This window comes from Tildeniella sp. (genome assembly GCF_059505325.1).
Genome location: NZ_JCACKI010000004.1, coordinates 42,541 through 59,210, shown reverse-complemented (window position 1 = coordinate 59,210; position 16,670 = coordinate 42,541). Strand labels below are relative to the sequence as shown.

General features: G+C 51.6%; 13 protein-coding genes, 2 pseudogenes and 1 riboswitch. Of the genes and pseudogenes, 6 read left to right on the top strand and 9 right to left on the bottom strand.

The genetic code is table 11. The annotated features are described in order from the left end of the window. The gene (locus AC5JO6_RS01710) at positions 1–2,658 is read left to right on the top strand and encodes a DUF11 domain-containing protein (RefSeq protein ID WP_496079305.1); all 2,658 of its coding nucleotides are present in this window, start codon (positions 1–3) and stop codon (positions 2,656–2,658) included. Positions 2,659–2,795: 137 nt separating this feature from the next. On the opposite strand, the gene AC5JO6_RS01705 is transcribed toward AC5JO6_RS01710, so the two are convergent. The 3 genes from AC5JO6_RS01705 to AC5JO6_RS01695 form a co-directional block, all read right to left on the bottom strand. Continuing rightward, the gene (locus AC5JO6_RS01705; RefSeq protein WP_496079304.1) at positions 2,796–3,248 is read right to left on the bottom strand and encodes a PPC domain-containing protein; all 453 of its coding nucleotides are present in this window, start codon (positions 3,246–3,248) and stop codon (positions 2,796–2,798) included. An 80-nt stretch (positions 3,249–3,328) separates the two neighbouring features. Further along, positions 3,329–4,105, bottom strand: coding sequence for a DsbA family protein (locus AC5JO6_RS01700; protein WP_496079303.1), 777 nt, complete (start codon positions 4,103–4,105; stop codon positions 3,329–3,331). Positions 4,106–4,427: 322 nt separating this feature from the next. Further along, entirely contained in the window at positions 4,428–4,565 is a 138-nt protein-coding gene (locus AC5JO6_RS01695) for a hypothetical protein (RefSeq protein ID WP_496079302.1), read from the bottom strand. Between AC5JO6_RS01695 and gatA the strand changes: the two genes are divergently transcribed. Then, the gene (gatA, locus tag AC5JO6_RS01690) at positions 4,564–6,015 is read left to right on the top strand and encodes an Asp-tRNA(Asn)/Glu-tRNA(Gln) amidotransferase subunit GatA (RefSeq protein ID WP_496079301.1); all 1,452 of its coding nucleotides are present in this window, start codon (positions 4,564–4,566) and stop codon (positions 6,013–6,015) included. The genes AC5JO6_RS01695 and gatA overlap by 2 nt on opposite strands. 509 nt (positions 6,016–6,524) lie before the next feature. Here gatA and AC5JO6_RS01685 read toward each other — a convergent pair. From AC5JO6_RS01685 to AC5JO6_RS01675, 3 genes are all read right to left on the bottom strand, one after another. After that, complete coding sequence (locus AC5JO6_RS01685; RefSeq protein WP_496079300.1) at positions 6,525–7,283, bottom strand: hypothetical protein; 759 nt, start codon at positions 7,281–7,283, stop codon at positions 6,525–6,527. 118 nt (positions 7,284–7,401) lie between these two features. After that, positions 7,402–8,037 (bottom strand): urea amidolyase associated protein UAAP2, encoded by a 636-nt coding sequence (locus AC5JO6_RS01680; protein WP_496079299.1) that lies wholly within the window; start codon positions 8,035–8,037, stop codon positions 7,402–7,404. 369 nt (positions 8,038–8,406) lie between these two features. Then, positions 8,407–9,126, bottom strand: coding sequence for an urea amidolyase associated protein UAAP1 (locus tag AC5JO6_RS01675; protein ID WP_496079298.1), 720 nt, complete (start codon positions 9,124–9,126; stop codon positions 8,407–8,409). 69 nt (positions 9,127–9,195) lie between these two features. After that, positions 9,196–9,319, bottom strand: a riboswitch (guanidine-I (ykkC/yxkD leader). A gap of 214 nt (positions 9,320–9,533) precedes the next feature. Here AC5JO6_RS01675 and AC5JO6_RS01670 point away from each other — a divergent pair. Further along, positions 9,534–10,127 carry a DUF2808 domain-containing protein gene (locus tag AC5JO6_RS01670; protein ID WP_496079297.1) on the top strand — a complete coding sequence of 198 codons (594 nt, stop codon included), beginning with the start codon at positions 9,534–9,536 and terminating at the stop codon, positions 10,125–10,127. 84 nt (positions 10,128–10,211) lie between these two features. After that, positions 10,212–10,751 carry a DUF2808 domain-containing protein gene (locus AC5JO6_RS01665; RefSeq protein WP_496079296.1) on the top strand — a complete coding sequence of 180 codons (540 nt, stop codon included), beginning with the start codon at positions 10,212–10,214 and terminating at the stop codon, positions 10,749–10,751. A gap of 54 nt (positions 10,752–10,805) precedes the next feature. On the opposite strand, the gene AC5JO6_RS01660 is transcribed toward AC5JO6_RS01665, so the two are convergent. Continuing rightward, positions 10,806–11,141, bottom strand: a complete 336-nt coding sequence (locus AC5JO6_RS01660; protein WP_496079295.1) for a DUF4870 domain-containing protein — start codon at positions 11,139–11,141, stop codon at positions 10,806–10,808. A 275-nt stretch (positions 11,142–11,416) separates the two neighbouring features. Here AC5JO6_RS01660 and prfC point away from each other — a divergent pair, with 275 nt between their 5' ends. Both prfC and AC5JO6_RS01650 read left to right on the top strand, forming a co-directional pair. Further along, the gene (gene prfC, locus AC5JO6_RS01655) at positions 11,417–13,045 is read left to right on the top strand and encodes a peptide chain release factor 3 (protein WP_496079294.1); all 1,629 of its coding nucleotides are present in this window, start codon (positions 11,417–11,419) and stop codon (positions 13,043–13,045) included. A gap of 66 nt (positions 13,046–13,111) precedes the next feature. Further along, entirely contained in the window at positions 13,112–15,649 is a 2,538-nt protein-coding gene (locus AC5JO6_RS01650; protein WP_496079293.1) for a M48 family metalloprotease, read from the top strand. 357 nt (positions 15,650–16,006) lie between these two features. Here AC5JO6_RS01650 and AC5JO6_RS01645 read toward each other — a convergent pair. Both AC5JO6_RS01645 and AC5JO6_RS01640 read right to left on the bottom strand, forming a co-directional pair. Next, positions 16,007–16,367 (bottom strand): annotated as a pseudogene (locus AC5JO6_RS01645) (HepT-like ribonuclease domain-containing protein). Further along, positions 16,364–16,582 (bottom strand): annotated as a pseudogene (locus AC5JO6_RS01640) (nucleotidyltransferase family protein); the annotation flags it as partial. The pseudogenes AC5JO6_RS01645 and AC5JO6_RS01640, both read right to left, overlap by 4 nt. Positions 16,583–16,670: the final 88 nt, after the last annotated feature.

Here is a 16,670-nt window from a genome sequence, read left to right as displayed (position 1 = left end):
ATGACTATGAGCCGCTTGTTTACACATCTACCCTTTAGAGGCAAACTGCTCAGCAGTGCTGTCCTGCTTTGCGCGATCGGCAGTTGGTCTAGCCCAGTACAGGCAGAAGGGAGCCGCAACCTCTACCCTAGCAGTGCCACAGGGTTTAGAGCCAGTCTGGAGTGGGTAGCAGGCACTCGGTACGGACCGACAGCCCCGGTGGATAACTCCCTGCTGCGCCGCACCTTGTTGCAAGTCTATGTCAACGCAGGTGAGTACATCCTGGTGGGTTCAACAGCCGTAGGGGTTGCGAATGGCGCTACGTCTGGTGATGTAGTCATTTTCAACCCTGGTACGGTGTCAGGACGTATCGGTAATGAGACGATTCCAACGCCCAACTATCAATGTTCTACCCAAAGAGCCACAACCTTAAACACCAATCAGGGCAAGATCATCAGCCGCGCCCAAGAGTTGGCAGGACCCGACACCATCACGAATCCATTAACTGCTACACCGGGCGGTCAGGTCGCATCGGGCTATGTTCCCTGCTTTTATCAAGCTCCCACCAGCGGCATTTATAACGTTGCGTTTTACGGTCCTTCTGGCGGCAACAGTACCGCAGGTGGAGGTCCAACGGCAGAGATCGCCATGACCAGCGCCAACAACTTCAATGCCAGCCAGACAACCAGTACCTCTGCCTGGGATGTGACGGTTCGCAGCAGCCTGACCTCAACGACGGATATCAACGGACGACTGTTTGCCAACTACCTGGCACTCTTTACGGGAGGGAACAGTAGACCTGTTGAGTCCGATGTCTACATGGTGACAAAAGATGGCTATCGCTATACCACTGACCTGAATGGACTGGATGCAAATGGGTGGGTGATGTATGGCAACGACGTTGGTTTTTATGATAGTGATGGGCAAACGCCTCTCTATCACGACGTTTTAGGAAATAGTGCTCAACTTACAGTGCTTCAGGGCGGAACCAACCTGGCGCTGCCAAATCACGTCATTTTCTTCAATAATCCGATGAGCAGTGCTGGTGCAACGGAGTCGATCGCCGCCCTTGGCATTCCACTCATCCCCACTACTCCAATGGTCAGCGCTGCCAGTTTCACGGGCACTGTGACTGGCAACACCTCTGCTCAAAATACGGGTGGTACCTTTCGCTTTAACAGCAACGTGCCAGGTAGTTATGAAATCATCATCAGCCGCGATGGGGTTAACTTTGACCCGACCAATATCCAAAACCGCAGATTGGTTGGATTAATCACCACGGCTGGCATCCAAACGATCGCCTGGGATGGCAAAGACAACAGTGGTACCTTTTTTCCCGTTGGTTCTAACTATCCTGTTCGGATTACAGTGCGGAATGGTGAATACCACTTTCCCTTACTGGACGCTGAAAGTAGTATCCGTGGTGGACCCAGCTTTACCCTGCTGAATGCGTCCAACCCTTTGGGTAACACCACTGGTTTTTATGACGATCGCGGGTACAAGACGATCGGCGGAGTCACAGTCGGTACAGTTGGCAGCGTCCTCTGTGGCATCGCTCCACCGTCCATTCCCAACAGCAACCCGATTACGGGCTTCAATACCACCTCAACGCAACGGGGCTTCGGTTCGAGCGGAACCAATACCAACGCCTCCTGTACGGGCGCATTCGGCGATGCGAAAGGACTGGACATCTGGACGTATGTTCCCAGTTCTGCTGCTTCTACGACCGTGAATATTATCCCCAACACACCCGACGAAACGATCGCCAAAGCTCACACGGGCAACTTTACCCAGGGCAGCACCGGGACTTACACCATCACCGTCACCAATAGCGGCGGCATTGCCAGCAGTGGCACCGTCACCGTCACTGATACCCTACCTGCTGGTCTCACTCCCACCGCTGCCAGCGGCACAGGTTGGACCTGTTCGATCGCTGGACAAACCGCTACTTGCACCCGTTCCGATGCTCTGGCTGCCCTTGCCAGCTATCCTGTGGTCACGCTGACCGTCAGTGTGGCAGCAAACGCCCCTGCCAGCGTCACCAACACCGCTACGGTTTCCGGTGGCAGCGACGGCAACACGGGTAACAACAGCAGCAGTGATCCAACGACGATCGTGACAGCAGGTGCAACGCCTCAGATTCTTCTGGTCAAACGTATTACAGCATTGAACGGAGTCAACATCACGACTACAGTAGATGACCCTGGTTCTACCAACGACAATGCAGCCAACTGGTCCACTCCTATTGATGGAACTAGCGGTATCAGTACCTATTTGCGGGGCGCAATCAATGGCGGCGCAATTAAGCCAGGAGATTTGTTGGAGTATACAATTTACTTTCTCTCAGATGGCGGAGCGGCGGCAACTAATATTAATCTCTGTGATTTAGTGCCAAGCAACAGCACCTTTGTACCGACCTCGTTTAGTAGCGCACCAGAGTCGGGGATTAATCTGACGATCGGTGCCACATCGACCAACTTGACCAACGTCCCCGATGCTGACGGAGGGCAGTTTTTCAACCCTGGTGCGACTCCCTCGGTTTCCTGCTCTGCTACCAATAGCAATGGAGCCGTGGTGGTGAATGTCGTCAAGAGTCCGGCAAGCTTGCCTAATGCCACTGCACCCGGTACGCCAAACAATGCTTACGGCTTCATTCGCTTTCGTGCCAGGGTGAACTGAATAGCTTTAGCGATCGGCTGACATGAGGCTTGACCACGCAACTCTTCAAGACGTTGAAACATGGAGATGGCTTGCGCCTGCATCCGATCGAACAGTTTGGTGGCTACGCTCAACGATCATGCAGAAAAACGATTCACCTACAGCGGTTTCAGCAGTGTGACCTTGAGTTTGAAGTTCCCGCCAGCCAGTTCACCGAAGGCACGAACGCGAATAAAATAGGTGCCAGCTTTGGTAATGCGGGTGAATAAGAGCGAACTGGTACTGCCATCAGGTCCGTCATCATTCTCAGCAATGGTAGAACCGTCGCTCCCGATCAGGGCGACGATCGTGTCGAAGTTTTCGGAAGTGAGATCGATCGACAGTTGATCGCCCTCTTTCAGCGACAGCACATAGTCTCGTGCAAACCCACCCTGCCCAGTGGGGATATCCTTATCGGTTAGTTTATCTGTTATCGTTTTCCCAGACGTGATTGAAATAGGCTTGTAGAGTGCGCTTTGGGCATTCCCTCTCAACGCACTTGTGCCAACTGTAACCAGCGCAAACGGAATAATGAGCGCAAGACGAAATCCGACAGTCAAACAATGATTCATGAACGCAGTTGGTTGAGAGTTGGGGGGATTCAAGCCCGTGAACATTATGGCTCAGTGATGCCTGAACAAGACGTGGTTTCTTAGCGCACCTTGCTAACGCGCTCTAACACGTCCTCCAGTTCCTCTACAGAGCTAACCCCGGTCAATGTTTCCCCATTCATGATGAAGAAGGGAGTGCCGGAAAGCCCCAGCTTTTTGCCAAGCTCAATATCTTTCTGAATCTCAGTTTCGGCGATCGCACGATCGCGATCGAAGCGCGCCAAATCCAGCTTCAGCGACTTTGCTGTTGCCTGATAGAGTGCCTCGCCAAGCTGTTCTTGCTGCGTAAAAAGAGCATCGTGATACGCCCAAAACTTGCCTTGCTGACCCGCTGCCCAAGACGCTTTCGCAGCAGGCATCGCTTCGGCATGAATGCTCGTCAGTGGAAAGTGCTTGTAAACCAGCGTCACGACATCGCTATGCTTTGCCATAAACGGCTTTAGAATGGCGCTTGCCTTGCTGCAATAGGGACATTGGAAGTCGGAAAACTCCACCAGCAAAACCTTGCCTGCTTTTGCGCCTGTCGTGGGAGATGACCCAATGACCGCTTTGGGATTGGTCTTCGTCTGCTGTAAGAACGCTTGCTGCTCTTGCTGTTGGGCGGCTTGTTGCTTGCGCTGGTACGCCTGCACCGAATCGAGAATGGCTTCTGGGTTCTCTCGAATGATCTGCAAGACTTGCTCTTTGAGCTGCGGACTAATCTGGCTATCGGCTTTCATCGGCGTGGAGCAGCCAAACAGAGTGAAGCAAACTACTAGAAGCCCAGCTAGCCAACCAGACCAGCGAATCGGAAACAGACATTTTGAGACGATCGCCATACATTTTCAACCGCAAACTAATCACTACAACTCAGGCAGCCCTGGCACCTCAGCGTCTCTCTATTTTAGGCTGCTAGCGATCGTCCGAATGAATCGGTACTCATGAGGACTGACGTAAACCTCGAAGAGTTTAACCAAGCATCGTCCCAATCTAGTCGCTTAAACCTCCAAGGTTTTGGTTAAAAGGCGTAAGTTCTGACTGAAAGCTTTAGACCGTCAGAATCCCAGCTATCAGCTATCAGCTATCAGCTATCAGCTATCAGCCATTAGCTATCAGCCATTAGCTATCAGCCATTAGCTATCAGCCATTAGCTATCAGCTATCAGCTATCAGCTTTTCTCTGACCGCTGACCGCTGACCGCTGACCGCTGACCGCTTTTCTCTGCCCGCTAAACCAGCGATCGCCGTTGCGCTGAACCGTATACTGTAGTTTGCACGTTGAGTCAGGAGATTGTGGCATGGCATCCATCCGTGAACTGCACCAGCAGCTCATTAGTAAAGAGCGATCGGCGGTTGAAATTACGCAACAGGCGCTCGATCGGATTCATTCCTTGGAGCCAACGCTGCATAGCTTTTTGCACGTCACAGCGAATCATGCTCTAGAACAAGCGCAACGGGTGGATGCCAGGATTGCAGCGGGTGAAGACATTGGGCTGCTGGCGGGAGTGCCGATCGGCATTAAAGATAACCTGTGTACCAAAGGTATTCCCACCACCTGTGCGTCTCGTATTCTCGAAAATTTTGTGCCGCCCTATGAATCGACCGTGACGCTAAAGCTTGCGGATGCTGGAGCCGTCACCGTTGGGAAGACGAATCTGGATGAATTTGCGATGGGCGGTTCAACGGAAACCTCGGCGTTTCAACTCACGGCGAACCCGTGGGACACCTCACGAGTGCCCGGTGGCTCATCGGGTGGCTCAGCCGCGGCTGTGGCTGCGGGAGAATGTACCGTGTCGCTGGGTTCTGATACAGGCGGCTCGATTCGTCAGCCTGCTTCGTTCTGCGGCATTGTGGGCATGAAGCCGACCTATGGCTTAGTGTCGCGGTATGGCTTAGTGGCATTCGCGTCTTCGCTGGATCAAATCGGACCCTTTGGGCGATCGGTGGAAGATGCCGCCATTTTGCTGAGCGCGATCGCAGGCTACGATCCCCAGGACTCGACCAGCCTCAAGGTTGACGTGCCCGACTACACGCAATACCTCACACCTGACCTCAAAGGCAAAAAAGTCGGTGTCATTAAGGAAACCTTTGAAGAAGGGCTAGATCCAGCGGTGGAGAAAGCGGTGCAAGGGGCGATCGACCAGCTAAAGGTACTGGGAGCCGAAATTCAGGAAATCTCCTGCCCCCGGTTTCGGTACGGCATTGCGGCGTATTACATCATCGCGCCCTCCGAAGCATCAGCAAATCTCGCCCGCTATGACGGCGTAAAGTACGGTGCCCGCATTCCTGATGCCGAAAACCTGATGGATATGTATACCCGCACTCGTGCTGAAGGCTTTGGTGCCGAGGTCAAACGCCGGATTATGATTGGCACCTACGCGCTCTCGGCTGGCTACTACGATGCGTACTACCTCAAAGCGCAAAAAGTGCGGACGCTGATCAAACAGGACTTTGAAGCCGCCTTTGGGCAGGTGGATGTGCTGGTGAGTCCGACTGCACCCTCCACCGCGTTCAAAGCAGGCGACAAAACCACCGATCCCCTCAGTATGTATCTCATTGACCTGATGACGATTCCCGTGAACCTGGCGGGACTTCCCGGCATTAGCGTTCCCTGTGGCTTTGACGGTCAAGGTTTGCCGATCGGTCTCCAAATTATCGGCAACGTTCTGCGCGAAGATCAGGTCTTGCAGGTCGCTTATGCGTATGAGCAGTCAACCGAATGGCACAAGCAAGCGCCGATCCTGGAGTGAGCGATCGCAAGCAGCAAACATGAGGCAAAAACATCAAGTTCTCTTATCTGAAACGACACCATTCTCACTGGACGGCGAAAGTCTATAAGAAAAACTTAGAGCGCTTTGGTTTGAAGTCGCAATGTTCTGATTTGAAACGCGATCGTTGCGACTTTCGATGAGACAATTCCTGTTTTGAGCGAGAACGTTCCTATTGAGAGATAAGTTTTTCTCATCTCAAACAGAAATCATCCAACTTAAAACAGGAGTGTTTCTGTTTCAAATAGGAACGGTCTGATTTCAGATAGGAATGTTCCTATTTCGGGCAAGAGTTGTCTCACTCAGAACAGGAGTGTTCTGGCTTCAAGCAGGAATATCCTGCCCCAAAACAGGAATTGTCCGTCATTAGACGAGAACATACTGTGTTTAAATAAAAACGTTCCGATCGCAAGCAAAGAGCCTCTCACTTTTAAGGGGAACGTTGAAACTTCAAACAGAAAGACTCTTATTCTTGAGTAACAGAAGCCAAATTACTTGCGCGGTGTAGCACGACGAAACAGTTCATCTAAGGCTTTATCTTTAGCTTCCTGCACCAGAAAAGTTGTCTCCTCAACGAACCGATGAAGGTCTGGGGGTAAACCGTCAACATAATCACGGCGCTCAATGACTCCATGTTGCTGAATGAGAATTACCGTGTGTCGCTTTCCATTCATCTTTTTAGGACGTTTAGCTTGGGGTGTAAGCGTCAGTTGGTTGATCCGCTGCTCAAACTGCACCAGTTGTTCAGTATTAATCCTTCCAGACCCGCAACCCCTACACGCTCCCCAACGCGCACTAGTTTCTACACGTCCCTTACTAACCCATCCATCGGCATCTACGACAACGTAATTATAGAGTCCGTCATAGAGATTCTCATAGCTAATTAAAGTGAAAAGTGCTTTCCGAGCGGGGGGAGGAGGGGTTCTAGAGCGCCTGGACCTACGATTAGAGTCTCTACGAATCTCGTTTTCCAACCACTGACGGCTCTCGATAAACTGGTTACAGATGACTGCTGTACCCTCTGCATTTGGGTAGCCATCAAAGCAAACCATCGAATCTGTCTTCGGTGTGGTCGCTGTACAAATGAAGGTGCCACCATCTGAGTTGTAGTGCCCATTGATGCAAACCATAGCACCTAACTTTGGCTCGATCGCGCCACCAGAAGGACTGGCTTGAGCGATGGATGAAAGCAGAGTTGCGGCAAGAGTAACGAGCGCGATCGAACTGAGACGTGTGCCCATAGTTGACATTGGAGAACGCAGAACTCTTGATTCAGCATACGGTGCAGCGACTAGAAACCGGGTTTCTTTACAAATATGTCGTTTGAGTACTCAAACCATCTCCAGAAACCCGGTTTCTTACAAACCCTTACACTGCATCCCAAATGATTAACTGAATGGGAGTTGGGTTGTAGCCATTACAGGGGTTGTTCATCTGCGGACAGTTAGAAATCGCCACCAGTGTGTTCATCTCCGATCGCAAATCCACAATGCTACCCGGATCAGAAATACCATCCACAATTTCAAGCGTGCCGTCTTCACTCACAGGCACATTCATAAAAAAGTTGATGTTGCTGGTCATATCCCGTTTGCCCAAGCCGTAATCCTTAATGGCATAGAGAAAATTTTCCACACAAGCGTGCTGCCATTTTTTATCCAACCCAAAGCGCACCGAATTACTCTCACAGCTACACGCGCCGCCCGACGTATCATGCCGTCCGCAGGTGTCTTTCAGCACCGTCATCAGCACATTCCCATCGTTGGAATACAGCTTTGTGCCTGTGGTGATAAAAATATTGCCCTGAGCGCGAATCGTATCCGGCGCACTGTAGCGTTCACTCGGATCATCCGCGTTATAAACGAGAAAATCCACCGCCTGATTGCCACCCAAATCCACAATTCGCAGCACTTGTCCTTTCGTCAGCACCTTTGCCCACGGTTTTCGCGCAGGCAATACTTCATCGTAAATCGCCGTTGTGGGGTCAAGTTCAACTGCCGCTACCATTGTTTCAATCCTCTAAATGAATCACTACTAGATAAGGAGCGTGGCTTAAATAACTCCGTCAATGGAAAGGGTGTCTCGCCCTCACCCCAGCCCTCTCCCAAGCTGGGAGAGGGAGCAAGAGTCCGGTTCCCCTTCTCCCAAATTGGGAGAAGGGGTTAGGGGATGAGGGCGAAGATCTCGGCATTAATAAATCCACAATCCTAAGGGTGAGGAGTGAGGAGGAAAGGATAAAGTATAAAAATTTAGCCTTTAAGCGGTCAGCTATAAGCTTTTTAGCCTTTATCTTTTATCCCTTAGCCTTCTGCCCTCTGCCTTCTGCCCTCTGCCTTCTGCCCTCCGCCTTCTGCCCTCTGCCCTCCGCCTTCTCCCTCAAACCAACTGCCCCAAATACGCATCGGTATTCTGAAAACCGCGTACCGCTTCTGGATTGCCTGTCCGAATGGGATCATCGGCAGTGGATGCGGGAGCGTTCCAGACGATCGCCCGAATCGGCTTGGCATCGTAAGTTGAACTGGGATCAAGCGGATGAGGACAGTTCGACAACACCGCTAACACGTTCATTTCTGCCCGCAGGTCAATAAAATCTCCCGGTTGTGCCGTTTTTTCTGCCCAGGATAGATTGCCGTCTGGATCAACTGCAATCCGCGTAAACAAATTGAGATTCGGCATGATATCTTTCTTACCAAGATTGCGTTTGATCAGCGCCAGCAGGAAGTTATCCCGCGAATTTTTGTAATCGCCATCGCCGTACTTCGCATTCGTTGTGAGATTGCTACAGCCGCCCAGCGTATCATTCAAGCCAGCCGTATCTTCCGTGATGGAAAACAAAACGCGTCCCATATCGGAGTAAAGCAACATCCCTTTTTTGAGGAACGCGTTGAACTGAATCTTGGCAGTATCGGCAGCATTGTAGCGCTCGATCGCGTTATCAGCGTTATGGCAGAGCAGCGCTACCCCTCTAGAACCTTCGGGCGCAATAAGGCGAAGCGTGGTGCCGTGCTTGATCACGCGAGACCAATAGGCACCTCCTGGAATCACTTCATCCCAGGCAACTAACGCTGGATTGATCGAGTGTGGTTCGGTAGACATGATGTACTCCTTATGAAAACGACTGAAACGACAAAGCCCAGGAAGCCGACAACAGTTACTGCTGCTTGGCTCTCCCGGGCTTTTTTCCCGCCGTGTGACCGCTTCGCCTGAGTGATTGCAGGTTTCAAAGCGGCTGCTTCTCTCGGACCAGACATCTCACTCGCGCAAGACCGGAACCCTAGAAGCGAATAGTTGCTTTAGGCGATCGTGCTAGACACAATCGTCTGAATCTTAGCACCTCCACGCGATGTGCTTGCACTCAAGTTATAGAATCCAGATAACGGACACAATAACAATTTGCGCTCATCTCTTCAGGAATTGTAGCGGCAGGACATCCAGCCCATTAGCAGAGCGAATTAGCGCTTGAACCTGCTAGAACAGAAGCATAAATGAAGAGGACGCAGGCTATGAATCATCGATCGCGCTTGGCAACCGCACTCATGCTTTCTGTTAGCTTAGTGGGGTTTATTGGCAGTTCGGCTCAGTCGGTGCAGTTAGCAGATGGCAAAACGCACTTTGTCCAGCCACCCCGCTTTGAAGGAGCAATTGCAACGCAAAAAACGGCTCGTTTTTTTGGCTCAACGTATTACTTTACGCTGACGGTGCCTGAAAATGCGGGCGAGTCGTTGCAAACGGTGATCATTACTCCAGAACCTGCACCCGATCGGGTAGAGTTTGTGCTTAAACAAACAGAAGCATTTGAAGGCACTAGCGATCGAGAGGGCGCAAAGCTACCCTTGCAGACGGTTACGCAAGATGCCAAAACGCAAGCGATCGCTGTTACGTTCAATCCCGCCGTAGCAGCAGGTAAAACAGTGACAATAGGGCTTTATGCAACCCGCAACCCAGACGTTGGTGGCACCTACCTTTATGGCGTGACGGCGTTCCCAACAGGAGCGCAGGCATCCGGACAGTTTTTGGGCTACGGACGTATTCAAATCTATGATGGCGGTCAGAACTCGTCGCTTCTTCCTCAGCGAGTGCCTAACAACGCTTCGTAGGGTGCAGCAAGATCGGTTTGTCAAGGTGAGTCAGTTGCTAGCACGTCATGAGGCGATATGAAAATCAGCAAATTATGGTCAACGATGGCACTCCTTGTTGCGACAAGCTGCTTCAGCATTGGCTCGGTTGCTCAAGCAGTGCAGTTGGCAGACGGCAAAACGTATTTTGTACAGCCGCCTCGCTTTGAAGGGGCAACGGCAACGCAGAAAACAGCGTATTTTTTTGGATCAACGTACTATTTCACGCTAACGATACCTGCAAACGCAGGCGAGTCGCTGCAAGCGGTGATGATTGCTCCAGAAGATGGTCCCGATCGCGCCCGCTTTGATGTCAGGCAAACGGAGGCAGTAGCAAAAACGAGCGATCGCGAGGCTAAAGTCGCACTCAAAGCAGTCACTCAAGATCCTAAGACACACGCGATTACCGTCACGTTTGACTCACCTGTAGCACCCGGCAGTGTCGTTAGAATCGGGCTTTACGCAGAGCGGAACCCAGATGTGGGCGGTGTTTACCTCTATGGCATTACAGCCTATCCGACTGGAGAGCAGCCGTATGGTCAGTTTTTAGGCTACGGGCGCATCCAGATCACCGATCGCGACTTTTTTCGACGCGGTTTCTTTTAGGCGAAGCGGCTACCCCCTTCGTTAGCGATCGCTGAAGTCGCTTCTCTATTGCCTTTAAAGCAGGCGCAAAATGAACGGATAGCGATAGGGCGTTTGCGGTTCTGTAGCAACGCGGACGATCGCAATAATGGGCAGGAGAATGCTGGCAATGCCCAGCAAAATGAGTAAGGGAATGCCGATCGCGACGAAAATCAGAATGATGAAAACGATCGCGTAAAGAAATAGATTGATGTGAAAGTTAATGGATTCTTTAGCGTTTTCCTTCACCACCGGATCGTTGGAGACGAGAAGAATGGCGATCGGGATGCCGACTGAAATCACGGTCGAACTGAAGAAAATCGCACCGTGACAGGCAGCAGATAAAAGCTTGCGCTGACTAAAATCGTCCATATCTCTGTCTCTAAACGTGAGTGAATGAGTTGCGGGTGTGCTGAAAAGTCGCCTCGCTCATTTTACTCTCTACACTCTGGCGATTGCCGCTATCGTTAAGGTATTGCTAAGCTCGAAACTCTCGCATGAGCAGCAAACTTTGACCCTAAACTAAGATCAGCACTCTGTTTATCAAGCGCGATCGTCTTTCTAGTCCTACATAGTGACATCATGCATCAGTGACAGTCAGCCTCTTTTGACACCCCTCGCTCCTCTCCCCTTACCCCTCTCCACAAATGTCCACAGAACTTCAGGCTGAGCTGCAAACAGCAGTCGATCGGCGACGCAATTTTGCCATTATTTCCCATCCAGATGCGGGAAAGACGACGCTGACTGAAAAACTGCTGCTGTACGGAGGTGCCATTCACCAGGCAGGCAGCGTGAAGGCGCGACGAGCACAGCGACACGCCACCTCCGACTGGATGGAAATGGAGCAACAGCGGGGGATTTCCATCACCTCTACGGTATTGCAGTTTGCCTACCAGAACTGTCAGATCAATTTGCTGGATACACCCGGACACCAGGACTTTAGTGAAGATACCTATCGCACGTTAGCCGCTGCTGATAACGCCGTCATGCTGATCGATGCGGCAAAAGGTTTAGAGCCACAGACTCGCAAGCTGTTTGAAGTATGCCGCATGAGGGGTTTGCCGATTTTCACGTTCATCAACAAGCTCGATCGCCCCGGACGTGAGCCGCTCGATCTACTGGACGAACTTGAGCAGGAGTTGGGCTTGCAGACTTACGCAGTGAACTGGCCCATTGGCATGGGCGATCGCTTCAAAGGTGTGTATGACCGTCGCAGCACCCAGGTGCATTTATTTGAGCGGAGTGCCCACGGTCAGCGAGAGGCGATCGATACGGCGATTGATCTCGGTGATCCGCGCATTGAAGATCTGCTGGAACAGTCCCTTTACTATCAGTTCAAAGACGACCTGGAATTGCTGGAAGGCTTAGGACCAGAACTCGATCTGGATCTGGTGCATCGCGGCAAAATGACACCCGTCTTTTTTGGCAGTGCCATGACCAACTTTGGCGTAGAGCTTTTTCTCAATGCCTTTCTGGACTACGCTCTCAAACCGGGTCCTCATGCCAGCAGCAAGGGCGAAATTCCGCCGACCTATCCCGAATTTTCGGGCTTTGTCTTCAAGCTACAGGCAAACATGGATCCAAAACACCGCGATCGCATCGCCTTTGTGCGCGTGTGCTCTGGCAGATTTGAGAAAGATATGACCGTGAGCCATGCCCGCTCCGGTAAAACGGTACGACTCTCTCGCCCCCAAAAGCTGTTTGCTCAAGACCGAGAAGTAATTGAAGAGGCATATCCCGGTGATGTCATTGGGTTAAACAATCCCGGCGTATTTGCGATCGGCGACACCATCTACGTCGGAGCCAAGCTGGAGTATGAAGGCATTCCCTGCTTCTCCCCCGAACTGTTTGCCTATCTGAAAAACCCTAATCCGTCCAAGTTCAAGCAATTCCGCAAAGGCGTTTCAGAACTACAGGAAGAAGGCGCAGTGCAAATCATGTATTCTGCCGATGAAGCGAAGCGCGATCCGATCCTTGCAGCGGTAGGGCAACTCCAGTTTGAAGTCGTGCAGTTTCGGATGCAGAATGAGTATGGCGTTGAAACGCAGCTTGAACTGCTGCCCTATAGCGTGGCGCGCTGGGTTGATGGCGGCTGGGAGGCGTTAGAAAAAGTTGGTCGCCTCTTTAACACCGTGACCGCCAAAGATGGCTGGAACCGCCCTGTGCTGCTGTTTCGTAACGAATGGAATGTAAATCAGGTACAAGCAGACCATCCGGAGTTACAACTAAACGCGATCGCCCCCGTAGTTTCTGGGAGAGAACCAGACGCTTTATGAAGCTATCTTGGAAGGGCTACAAAACGTCACGCAGTCTACCATCCTCTTTCGAGTAGGAGAAGCACTATGCCTCCGGTTCCTGATTCGTCATCGCTTGCCAACGATTTTCCAGCACTGGAAGCCGGACTCTCGGCTCTGAGAGAGGGTGATTACAAGACCGCGATCGTGAAGCTAGAGTCTCTCTCACTGCCGCCGGATCATGCCTTTACGTCAAAAGCGCAGATGGGGTTGGTTACTGCCTATGCCCGCACGAGACAACCTTTACGTGCAGCCGCCCTTTGCCAGACGCTTCGTCAAAGCAATAATGCTCAGATCAGCGATTGGGCAACGCGATCGCTGTTAAGTCTCACTGAACGCAACCCACAGCTTTTCGACCAGTTTGAGGCATTGAGTACAGAAGCCGACGCGCCCAACCCTGATGCATCCTCACCTCACCTTGCCTCTTTGGATAAACTCACTGGGGATGACCTCACTGGCTTTACGCCATTCGATCCTGCGGCTCCACCCAACCTCAAGACCGTCGGCGATCGCGGTAGTTTTCTCGACGCACCACCTCTGCCAGAAGCTGACCAGAACGGTGAACCGACTACAGCCATTCAGCCTCCTGACGCATCAGACCATGTAAATGACGGCACAACAGCCAATCGGCAACCGTATAGCAAGGACGAAACCGCCATCTTAGCTGAAGGGATGACCGGGAGAATCAGAACGCCCAAGCCTGTTGCTGCTCCAAGACACGCACGATCGTCCACGCAGGCGGCACCCAGCGGTAAAACAGTAAATATGCCTTTGGAGGATCAACCACCGTTTTATCCAACATGGCGACAGGCGGGACGGCTGAAGCAGGGGAAATCGCTGGGCAAGGTGAAATTTTTGCGGTTACTGCTGTTGCAAGCTGGTACAGCAGTGGCATTGTTCTGGATGGTGCAGGCGATCGCCTACAACACGACGCTTTATTACAGCATTGCCCTCACTAAAATTCCCTTTCTGGGCTTGTCGCGCCAACTTTTCCATCCACCCGTTGTGCCTATTCTCATCTTTCTGGGAATTCTCTTTGTCGCTTCGCGCTGGTTGCTGGATGGGCTGCTCACTATCGGCTACGGGCTGCAACCCCTGTCATTAAGTAAACTGGCGACCTACAGCCCCGAAACGGCTCAATCGCTCCAGCGCTTCTGCCGCCAACAGCGCATTCCGATGCCAGCATTGGGCGTGTTGCCAACGACAGCACCGATCGCCTTTAGCTACGGTTGCCTGCCGCATGTGACGCGCACAGTGGTAAGCCAAGGTTTGCTGGAGCAACTGGCTGACGACGAAATTGCGACGGTGTATGCCAGCGAAGTAGGGCATATTTCCCGCTTTGATGTGCCGTTGATGTCGTTAGTCACGGTGTTGATTCAGATTCCCTACACCATTTACCGATCGGTGAGCGATTGGGGTAGTCGCCAGCAAGCAGCAATCTCACGGGTTTCGGCAAGTATACTTGCAGCGATTAGCTATGGCATGTATGCCTTGCTGCGGTGGGTCGCACTCTGGCTGTCTCGTCAGCGGGTCTACTATAGCGATCGCGTCTCCGCTGAACTAACGGGCAACCCCAACGGCTTGACTCGCGCTTTGCTGAAAATTGCGATCGGCACCGCTAAGGATGTCCAAACCCAGAAGCAGACGAGCTATCTGCTCGAAGGCTTTGATCTATTGACACCGCTGGGGCAACGCATGGCGACGACCGTGGGCAGTGTTTATCCTCACGTGCCGATCGAGTCTGTATTGGAATGGGAGCGGACGAATCCCTACCGCAACTGGTTGGCAATTAACAACTCGCATCCACTCACGGGCGATCGGCTCAACCTGTTGTCGATGTATGCCCGTCACTGGAAACTAGATACAGAACTGGAGTGGGGAGAGCGGTCAGCGGTCAGCGGTCAGCGGTCAGATCGTTTCACATCCCGTCAGTGGCGATCGCTATTGCTGCAGGGCGCACCGTTTTTCGGGCTGGCATTGGGCTTTGCGATGGCGTATCTCTTTGCGGCACTAGGCTGGATTGGCTGGCGTACAAACATCAACCAACTATCGTGGATGTATGGCGACCATGCTTTGCGGCAAGGATTACCACTGGTCGGCTTCAGCATCGGCACCTTCATTCGTATCAATCCACTTTTCCCGGATGTGCCCTTCTCGAATGCTAAAGCGGCTGGTTCGTCTGACTCGCTGGTGGCTTTGCTCAAGCCTGCCGATCGCATTCCTATTGATAGGCAACCAGTACAGTTAGAAGGCAAATTTATCGGACGTGCTGAGGTTGGCAACCTGCTCAGTCAAGATCTGTTGCTGCAAACCCCAACGGGCATTGTCCGATTGCATTGCTTGTCCAATTGGGGACCGATCGGCAACCTGTTTCCCCAGGCAATTCGCGCAACGGCGCTGCTGAATCAAGATGTGGTCGTTATAGGCTGGTTTCGACATGGTGCAACGCCCTGGATTGATGTCGATACGATTCGTACACTAGGCGGACGTGTAAGCCGTAGTGGGCATCCTGTTTGGTCTACGGTTTTGGGCGCGATCGCCGCCACCTGGGGCATCTACACCCTCTTCCGTGGCAGCATTTTCTGATGAGGGTAGAACAACTCTTATAATCCTACAAACTAAAAATGACCTTTCAAAGCACCTAAGACCCTAGAGATCACGCGATGTGCGACTTTCCTGCAATGCCTGCCAGAATTGCCCTCACCCTAGCCCTCTCACGATGGAAAAGGGAACCGGAACGGTCTAGAAGCCCTTCTCCCTGGGGAGAAGGGTGGGGATGAGGGCGAATTAGTTGCACATCGCGCTAGAGATCATTATTTTTAACTGTGGAGAGATCATTATTTTTAGCTGTGGAACATCTTCCATAACGGCTTTCCAGATAATTTCTACGTTTGTATTGAAATAGCCCTTCTCCCCAGGGAGAAGGGTGGGGATGAGGGCGAATTAGTTGCACATCGCGCTAGAGATCATTATTTTTAACTGTGGAGAGATCATTATTTTTAGCTGTGGAACATCTTCCATAACGGCTTTCCAGATAATTTCTACGTTTGTATTGAAATAGTCATGAATTAGCTTATCTCGCATTCCAGCAATCTCTCCAGGAGATATCGGGATATTGGCTTCTTACTGAATCTGGGATGCGCTTCACGGCTTCGCCAATAATTTCGATCGCCCCTGAAACTGCAAATACTTTCTCTAAGTTTTGTGAGAACGCTCTAAACTCAATGTCTGCTGTAAATCGCTCGATCGCCGCAACAGCATCCAAAATATCCTGCAAACAGTCCTGAATCTGTCGCCTGGTCATAGGTAAACGACCTCTGCCAAAATTCGTTCTCCAATACGGGGCTTCAAGCCAGCCTTATGCACCAAATCGACTTGAACCCCTAGATTGTCACTAAGATAATTCTCTAAATTGACAAACTTCAACAGACTCGGTGTCTCAGAAAACTCTACCAGTACATCGATATCGCTGTTTTTAGTTTGCTCTTGCCGAATGTAAGAGCCGAAAATACCTAACTCTTAGGACTTACGCAAAGATCCCCGACTTCTATGCTTGAGTTGGCTTTTAAGACAGAACTTTAATCAGAAGTCGGGGATCTAAACACCT

Excerpts from the sequence above, each read along its gene's own strand:
- gatA (WP_496079301.1), top strand. The coding sequence starts at position 4,564 with ATGGCATCCATCCGTGAACTGCACCAGCAGCTCATTAGTAAAGAGCGA.
- prfC (WP_496079294.1), top strand. The coding sequence starts at position 11,417 with ATGTCCACAGAACTTCAGGCTGAGCTGCAAACAGCAGTCGATCGGCGA.
- AC5JO6_RS01675 (WP_496079298.1), bottom strand. The coding sequence starts at position 9,126 with ATGTCTACCGAACCACACTCGATCAATCCAGCGTTAGTTGCCTGGGAT.
- AC5JO6_RS01710 (WP_496079305.1), top strand. The coding sequence starts at position 1 with ATGACTATGAGCCGCTTGTTTACACATCTACCCTTTAGAGGCAAACTG.
- AC5JO6_RS01695 (WP_496079302.1), bottom strand. The coding sequence starts at position 4,565 with ATGCCACAATCTCCTGACTCAACGTGCAAACTACAGTATACGGTTCAG.
- AC5JO6_RS01660 (WP_496079295.1), bottom strand. The coding sequence starts at position 11,141 with ATGGACGATTTTAGTCAGCGCAAGCTTTTATCTGCTGCCTGTCACGGT.
- AC5JO6_RS01680 (WP_496079299.1), bottom strand. The coding sequence starts at position 8,037 with ATGGTAGCGGCAGTTGAACTTGACCCCACAACGGCGATTTACGATGAA.
- AC5JO6_RS01650 (WP_496079293.1), top strand. The coding sequence starts at position 13,112 with ATGCCTCCGGTTCCTGATTCGTCATCGCTTGCCAACGATTTTCCAGCA.
- AC5JO6_RS01685 (WP_496079300.1), bottom strand. The coding sequence starts at position 7,283 with ATGTCAACTATGGGCACACGTCTCAGTTCGATCGCGCTCGTTACTCTT.
- AC5JO6_RS01700 (WP_496079303.1), bottom strand. The coding sequence starts at position 4,105 with ATGGCGATCGTCTCAAAATGTCTGTTTCCGATTCGCTGGTCTGGTTGG.
- AC5JO6_RS01705 (WP_496079304.1), bottom strand. The coding sequence starts at position 3,248 with ATGAATCATTGTTTGACTGTCGGATTTCGTCTTGCGCTCATTATTCCG.
- AC5JO6_RS01665 (WP_496079296.1), top strand. The coding sequence starts at position 10,212 with ATGGCACTCCTTGTTGCGACAAGCTGCTTCAGCATTGGCTCGGTTGCT.
- AC5JO6_RS01670 (WP_496079297.1), top strand. The coding sequence starts at position 9,534 with ATGAATCATCGATCGCGCTTGGCAACCGCACTCATGCTTTCTGTTAGC.